Annotated in this window: 3 protein-coding genes; 1 reads left to right on the top strand and 2 read right to left on the bottom strand. The window is 70.4% G+C overall.

Annotated elements, in window-relative coordinates; genetic code table 11:
* A partial coding sequence (gene eccCa, locus GWK61_RS50935; RefSeq protein WP_194921250.1) for a type VII secretion protein EccCa occupies positions 1-3953 on the bottom strand: 3953 nt, incomplete at its 3' end.
* A 43-nt stretch (positions 3954-3996) separates the two neighbouring features.
* Between eccCa and GWK61_RS50930 the strand changes: the two genes are divergently transcribed.
* The gene (locus GWK61_RS50930; RefSeq protein WP_194921245.1) at positions 3997-5988 is read left to right on the top strand and encodes an EsaB/YukD family protein; all 1992 of its coding nucleotides are present in this window, start codon (positions 3997-3999) and stop codon (positions 5986-5988) included.
* Positions 5989-6014: 26 nt separating this feature from the next.
* Here GWK61_RS50930 and GWK61_RS50925 read toward each other — a convergent pair whose 3' ends face one another.
* On the bottom strand, positions 6015-7367 hold the full coding sequence (locus tag GWK61_RS50925) for an HNH endonuclease signature motif containing protein (protein WP_194921243.1): 1353 nt from the start codon (positions 7365-7367) through the stop codon (positions 6015-6017).
* Positions 7368-7595: the final 228 nt, after the last annotated feature.

The raw sequence follows: 7595 nt of genomic DNA, 5'->3' as shown, positions 1-7595 counted from the left end.
GCGCGGTCTTTCTGCTTCAGGTCCAGGAAGGCGCGGTACAGCACCGTTCGGGCGTACGCGTCGACCGAGTCGGCGCGCAGCACCCGGGGCCAGGACCGGAACAGCCGACCGAAGGTCGTCTGGACCATCGCCCGCCCGGCCCCGCCACTCTGCCGCGCGACCACCACATGCAGCCCCACATCCCGCGCATACGGCAGCAATTCCACCAGCGGTGCCAACGGATTCGCCGTCGGAGACGCCACCAGGTCGTAGTCGTCGACGAACACGTACACGTCCTTCCCCGTCCGCCAACTCCGCGTCCGCAATTGCTCCGCCGTCACCTCCGGCCCCGGCAACCGGTCCCGCAACGCCTCCGCCAACTGCGACATCATCGACAGCGCCGCAGGCCCGGCGACGGCATACCCGGCGCTGAACTCCTCCGGCACCACCCCCATCAGGCTCCTGCGGTAGTCGATGACCATGAACCGCGCCGCCAGCCGCCCCGCCGCGACCTCCTCGACCAACCCCGTGGCCAGCAGCCGAAGGAAGTTCGACTTCCCAGCCTCGCCCTCACCGAACACCACGAAATGCGGCTCGGCCTCGAAATCCAGCGACACCGGCAGCAATCGAGCCTCCTCGATCCCGATGACGACCCCAGCACCAGGCCGCGCGTCCAGCCGCCGATGCGCGACCAAATCGCCATAAGCGACCTGCGACGGCAACATCCGCACCCGCGGCGCCGGCGGTCCCTGCCACGCCCTCGCGATCGCCGAGACCAACTCCTCCGGCGGCTCGTCCGTCACCGCTCCGAGCGTGTGCAGCTTCTGACGCGTCACGCCCCGCCCCGGCACGCCCTGTGGCACCTCGGCCGCGGCCCGCCGGTCCATCTCGGACTCCATCGGATCGCCGAGCCGCAGCTCCAACCGCGTCCCGACAGCATCCTTCAGCTGCGCCCGCACATCCGCCCACCGTCCGGTCGACGCCAGCAGGTGCACGCCGAACCCGAGCCCCCGCCGTGCGATGTCCACGACGTCCTGCTCCAACGTCTCGAACTCGTCCCGGAACGCCGACCAGCCGTCGATGACCAGGAACACATGCCCCTGGTCCACGGCAGCCGCCATCCCGCCTGCGTCTTCTCGCCGGTCGAGCACCCCGATCGCCTCGGCGACCATCCGCCGCACCAGATCGGGATTTGCCCGGCCCGCGACGGCCGAGACGTGCGGCATCCCGCCGAGCGGCGCGAGTGTCCCGCCGCCGAGGTCCACGACCAGGAAGCGCGCCTCGGCCGGCGTGTGGGTCAACGCGAGCGCGAACATCAGCGTCCGCAGCGTCGTCGACTTCCCCGACCTCGGTCCGCCGGCCACCAGCACGTGCCCACCGGCGCCGGACAGGTCCAGCACATGCGGGTCCTGCCGCTGCTCGGCAGGCCGGTCGATGATGCCGACCGGCACCCGCAGCTGGCCGTTCGCACGCCAGCGCGTCGCCGAGAGCCCTCGGTCCGCGGTGACCTTGATGCCGGGCAGCAACTCGTCCACGGTCGGCGACTCGGCCAGCGGCGGCAGCCACACCTGGTGTGCCGCCGGGCCGAAGCCCGTCAGCCGGTCGACGATCAGGTCGAGCACCGTCGCGGGCGACTTCTGGTACTCGGCGACCGCCTCCTGTGCGACTGCCGAGGTATCGCTCGGGTCCGGTTCGGCCACGTCGGCACGCAACGCCACGACCGGCGCCTGGTGCAAAGCGGTGAACCAGACCGGCCGCCGGTGGAGCGGGCTGCGCGCGGCCGGGACGGCGAGGGCCTTGTCCTTGCCGTAGGGCCCCGACACATACGCGGCCTTGAACCGGGTCATCGTCTCGTTGTCGAACTTCAGATATCCAGAGCCGGGCACGTTCGGCAGGCTGTGGGCGTCGGATACGCCGAGCACGGCCCGCGACTCAGCAGCGGAGAACGTCTTCAATCCCAGCCGGTAGGACAGGAACGTGTCCAGTCCGCGCAGCCGTCCCTCCTCCAATCGTTGTGAGGCCAGTAAGAGATGGACGCCGAGGGATCGACCGATGCGGCCGATCTGCAGGAACATCTCGATGAACTCCGGTCGCGCGGTGAGCAGTTCGGAGAACTCATCGACGACCACCATCAGCGACGGCAAGGGCACCAGATCCGCAGTGCCCGCGCGCGCCTTCTCGTAGTCGTGCACGTTCTTCACGTTCCCGGCGCGCTTCAGCAACTCCTGGCGACGGTTCAGTTCGCCGGTCAGCGCATCACGCATCCGGTCCACGAGCGTCAGGTCGTCCGCGAGGTTGGTGATCACCGCGGCTACGTGCGGCAGCGCTGCCAACCCGGCGAACGTCGCTCCGCCCTTGAAGTCGGCCAGGATGAAGTTCACCTGCTCGCTCGAGTGCGTCAGGGCCAAGGCGGCGACCAGGCTTCTCAACAGCTCGGACTTTCCCGAACCGGTCGCTCCCACGCACAAGCCATGCGGGCCCATGCCGCCGAGCGCGGCCTCCTTCAGGTCCAGCACGACAGGCTGGCCGTCCTCGCCGACTCCGATCGGCACGCGCAGCCGGTCGTGCGGCGAGGCTGAGCCACGCTGCCACAAGCTCGGCGCATAGATCTCGGCCGCATCCTCGATCCCGAGCAGGTCGGTGAAGTCCAGCGCCGACAGCAGCGGTTCGTCTCCACCTCCCGCCGACAGCCGCAACGGAGCCAGCTGGCGGGCCAGCGCCTCGGCCTGCGCCAGAGACAGGGTGTCGACCCGGATCGGGAAGGCACGGTCGTCGGAACCGGACCGGCCGTCCGGAAGTTCGACCGTCGCGGCCCGGTCCTTCGCGATGTGCAGACCCATCTGGTACCGCTTCGGGCGCGGGGTGGGCGGTTCGGCATCGATCTCCACCGTTGTCACGCCGAGCAAGCCGGCGTCGGAGATCAGCGGTGCGGACGACGCGGTCGATGCCGTCGGCGAGCCGGCTGCCGTCGAAGAGGACGCGGAAGCAGATGTATACGAGTCCGATGATGCTGCCGACGCGGTGTCGAAGATGACGATCACATGCGGCCGGTCGATCAACGAGACGATCGGTGTGAACCGTGGCCGCTCGGCCAGCAGTTCCTCGAGTCCCGTCTCGGCGTCCGTCGTGTCGTCGTAGATCATCCGCTGCGGCCCGGCGGCGTCCAGCGCGCTCGGGTGCTCGACATGCGGGAGCCACTTCAACCAGTCCCAGCGCTGGATCCGGTCGCTGTCCGCGACCACGCAGATCTTGAGGTCGTCGGGGGAGTGGAACGTCACGAGCTGCGCCAGCAGCGCGCACACCGCCGATGGGCCCGGCGCGCCGCTCACCACGAGGTGCGCGATCGACCGGAGCGGAATCGCCACCGGCTGATCGGGCAGTGTCCCGTGGACGGCGAGCAGGCGCCGCAAGGCGTCCGCGCACATCGGCTCCAGCTCCTGCATCGGGGCGGTGTCCGGCGGCACCAGTTGCGTCGCGAGCTGTGCGGCGCCCCGGCCGATCCGCACCGTCAGGAAGTCGGGGTCGGACTGCCGTCGTTCCCAGAGCCGCTCGCGCAGCGCGACCAGACTCCACAGCGTGTCCGGGTCCGGATTCGCATAGCGCGTCGCCACCTTCTGGGCTCGCGCCGCGGCCGTCACCTCTGAGCGGACGTTCGCGAGATGCCTCAGGTAGTCGCGGCGCGCGTCGACGAGCCTGCCCTTGCCCCCGCTGCGCTGCCGGACCGCCGTCACCGCTCCGAACACCAGGCTGGACGCGAATGTCAGACCCCCGACGATCATCATCAGGGCATTGGCACCCGGTACGAAGAAGAACACGACCGAACCCAGACCGGCCACCATCGGCAGCAGGTTCAGAGCCCAGTGTCCATCCCCGCCACCGCGCGGCACCTCCGGCGGCGGGTGCAGGACCACGGTGCCGCTCGGCATTTCCGGCGACGGGCGACGCGGGCCGCGTTTGACAGAGGTCGTGCTCATTCGTGAAGGGTATTCGCAGTGACCGGCTGGCTACCATTACGGCATGACTGCAGGTTCCGGGGTCGCCGGACGGCCCAGCGCGACCGGCGGCCACTGCCGTGTCACCGTCGTCGCGCCCACCCGCCGCGTCGACGTGGCCCTTCCGGAGGACGTCCCGGTCGCCGAGCTGCTTCCGGAACTCCTCCGGCTCGTGGGCGACCCGCTTCCGACGCCGGGCGCCATCGCGGCGGCCCTGACCGGCTATGTCCTCACCGGCGCCGACGGCGAGGCGCTGGACACCGCCGCGTCCTTGACGGAACAAGGCGTGCTCCACGGCGGCGTCCTCCGTCTGCACCCGATCGGCGACGTCCCCGAAGCCGCGGTCCACGACGACATCGCGGAGGTCGTCGCCGAAGCGGTCATCGCCGGCGGCTCGCAGTGGAGCACGACCGCCTTGCGCGCGACGGCCCTGACTGTGGTCGCCGTCGCCTCGACGCTCGGCGCGGTGGTGCTCTGGTTCTCCAACACCGGGACATTCCACGACTGGAAGGGCTTGATCGCGGGCGCGATCACCCTCTTGCTCCTCGGGATGGCGATCTGGCGGGCGCGGTACGACCCGTCCGCTGTCGGTCGCGGGAGCTACTACGGGTACGGAGACGCTGCGGGATCGGCCGCCGCTCCCCGGCCTCCGCACGGTTTCCGAGGCGGACCCGGTGGCTTCGGCGGCCGTGGCCGACTGCGCGACAGACACGATCGAGTGAATCATCGCGATGCCGATCCGGGTCACGCGCCGACGTCGAGCTTCGGTCCACCACGCGGCGACACCGAGTCTCGTCACACTCCGAAGCCACGGTCGGGCACCTACTACGACGAGTCCCAAGGCGTCGGCCACGGCTACCCGGACGACGATCCGGACTCTGACGTCACCGACACGACCACCAGCTTCGACCTCGCGTCCTTCGCCTCCGAGGGGCCGGACACCCGCCGCACCGCGACCCGCACCGTCAGCGCGGTCACCGCCACCCGGGCCGCCAACAGCGTCCGCGACGGCGGCCTCGGCAGCCTCGCGGCCTGGCCCACCGTTGCCGAAGCCATGGCCTGGGCGACCGGCGCGCAGCAGCAGCGCGACTACACTGCGGCGGCCGTGCTGTCGGCGGCTTCGCTCCCTTATGCCTTCATCGCCGGCACGGGGCTGCTCCCCACCAATCTCGCCGCCGGACAGGGCCTGGGCCGCGTCCACTTCATTGCCGGCGCTGCTGCCGTCCTTGTCGTGGCGCTCGTCGCGATCATCGGTCTCGGCCGCCGGATCGCGGTACCGGTGGCAGGCGCGGCCGTGGGGTTGGTCGCCACCTGCGCCGGCGTCGGCTTGCTGCTGACCAAGGCCAGTCCGGCGGCCGGTGTCGCGGTCGTCGCTGCGGTCTGCGCGCTGGCCGTCGAGCTGTTGCCCTTCGCCGCCATGGCCGCCGCTCGCTTCGTCATCGAGCCGCCGACCAGCGGTGTCGAACCCGGCGACTTCGAGGGCTCGCCGGTCAACAACTACGTGGTCGGCCTTCGCGTCGCCCGCACCCTGGATGTACTGACCGGCCTCACCGCGGGAGTCGGCACGCTGCTCGTGCTCTGCGTCGCCCTCCTCGTCGTCCCGATCGACGCCATGCAGACCGCTCCGGACGGCCCGCACACGGTGTGGGAGCAGGCGCTTGCGATCCTCGTCTCCGGCGTCATGCTCTGCCGTGCTCGCCTCTTCCGCGAGCGTGCCCAGGTCCTCGCCGTGGCCATCAGCGGCCTGACCGGCCTGGTGATCGCCTTCGGCGCGATGGCCCGGAACGCCGAACCGAACCTTCGGGCGATCTGGCTCGCGCCGCTGCTGGTCGTGGTCGCGCTCTTGGCTCTCGGCCTGGCGTCGATCCGTCCCCGTCGTGGTACCTCCGAGCCGATCATGCCGCCGCGTTGGGCCCGCGCCGTCGACCTGGTCGAGAGCGTCGTCTTCCTCGCGGTGCTGCCGGTGCTGATGGCCGTGCTTGGCGTCTACGGCCAGGTGCGCAACCTGAAGGGCTGATTGCCACATCCGCTGAATGATCGTGGTCATCGCGCCTCACCCCCGACGTGCTCCGGCGCCGCGCCTTCCGATCCCTCGGGCCGCCACGGACTCGGGCCCGGATACCAGGCAGGCGTATCGGTGTACCAGGGAGCGCGCGGCTGCTGGAAGCGGCGCTTCTCGTTGCGCGCCCTGATCTCCGCCTCCTGCCATCCGTGCTGGCGCTGCCAGAGCTCGTCGTGCAGCTCGCGATGATGCCGACGGCACAGCAGGCGCATCTGGTCGACGTCGGTGTGACCGCCCGCGGTCCACGGGATGTCGTGGTGCGCGTCGCACTCCCGCGGCGGCCGCTGGCACCCCGGCGCTGTACAACCCCCGTCGCGCACGGCCATGGCCTCGTACTGGGCTCGTGTCGCCAGCCGTTGCTTGCGCCCCTGCCACAGGACCTCGCCGTCGCCGTCCACCAGCACCGCCCGCAGCGCGGCCTCACACCGCAACATGTGCGCCTCCGCCGCAGGCATGGTCCTCCCGCGCCCCGTCCGGGCAGCCGGCGCCCCCGGCAGGGCCTGAGCGGTGTCAGCCCGCATGACGATGGTCATCGTCGTCGGGCCGTTGTGCCGCTGCGGCAGATCTCCGGCCCGAAGCCGATCCTCGGCCAACTGCACGAGCGCATCAGCCCGCGCCCTGCCGAGCTCATCACCCCCGTCGGTTGGCTCGCCCGCATCCTCCGAGCGCTGGTCAGCGAGCGAATCCAACGCCGTCAGCAACGCATCGCCACCAGTAGTAGAAAGCCACCCACCAGGCACATAACCGTCGAGCACCGGAGTCATATGGAACCCCCGCTTCGCCTCAGCGGCCCGGGCCCGGTTGAGCACCGTCGCCGGCGCCACGCGATGAGCAGCGTCCTCCGCATGCTCCCGCAGACTCTCGGCCCCCTCCGCCATCGCCCTGGCAATCAGCGCCTTGCGCACCTGGTCGACGACCTCATCCGGCTGATGCGCCAGCGCGGCCAGTGCCTCAGCGATGATCCTGGCCTGCGGCGCGGAGATGTCCCCGATCCGCAACGCCTCCTCCGTCGGCGGATCCTTCCGCAGCGCCCTGACCGTCGCGATCAGCCGCCCCGCATCACCCCGCGTCCGCCCCAGATCAACGATCAGGGCCTTGCGCGCCGCATCAGTGGCGCGCCACGACAACTCCTCCCGCGTGGTCTCCGGCGTCTGCACCGGATCCCCCCGGTCATGCCACGTCCGCACACACCGCACGAGCACCCCGTCCGCAGCACGCGAGACCTGCTCAGCGGCCCGCGCAACCGCAAGGCTCCCCTCAGTGTCGTAAGCGAGCGGATCAAGCGCGGCGAGGCAGGTCGTCGCATCAGCAAGCTGGCTCAGCGGGTCGACCATCGTCGTGTCCCTTCGACGTGTTCCCCGCACGCCTGTTCTGACACGATCTACGTTAGCTGACGGAAGTGGTCTATGGCGGGCAAATTGCCCACATCGCATTATTCATATAAGCCGCACAAGCTACACCAAGGCGCCCCCCGCAGCCGACACCATCCCGCCACTAGCACCAGCCCGCAGCCCGCCATCCAAGCCCCCCACAGCATCCGCCCCCAGCGGCACATTCAAGCC

Source organism: Catenulispora rubra, from assembly GCF_015356825.1.
Taxonomy (GTDB): domain Bacteria; phylum Actinomycetota; class Actinomycetes; order Streptomycetales; family Catenulisporaceae; genus Catenulispora; species Catenulispora rubra.
Note: the sequence above shows the minus strand (reverse complement) of the source record. Positions and strands in the feature narration are given on the sequence as shown.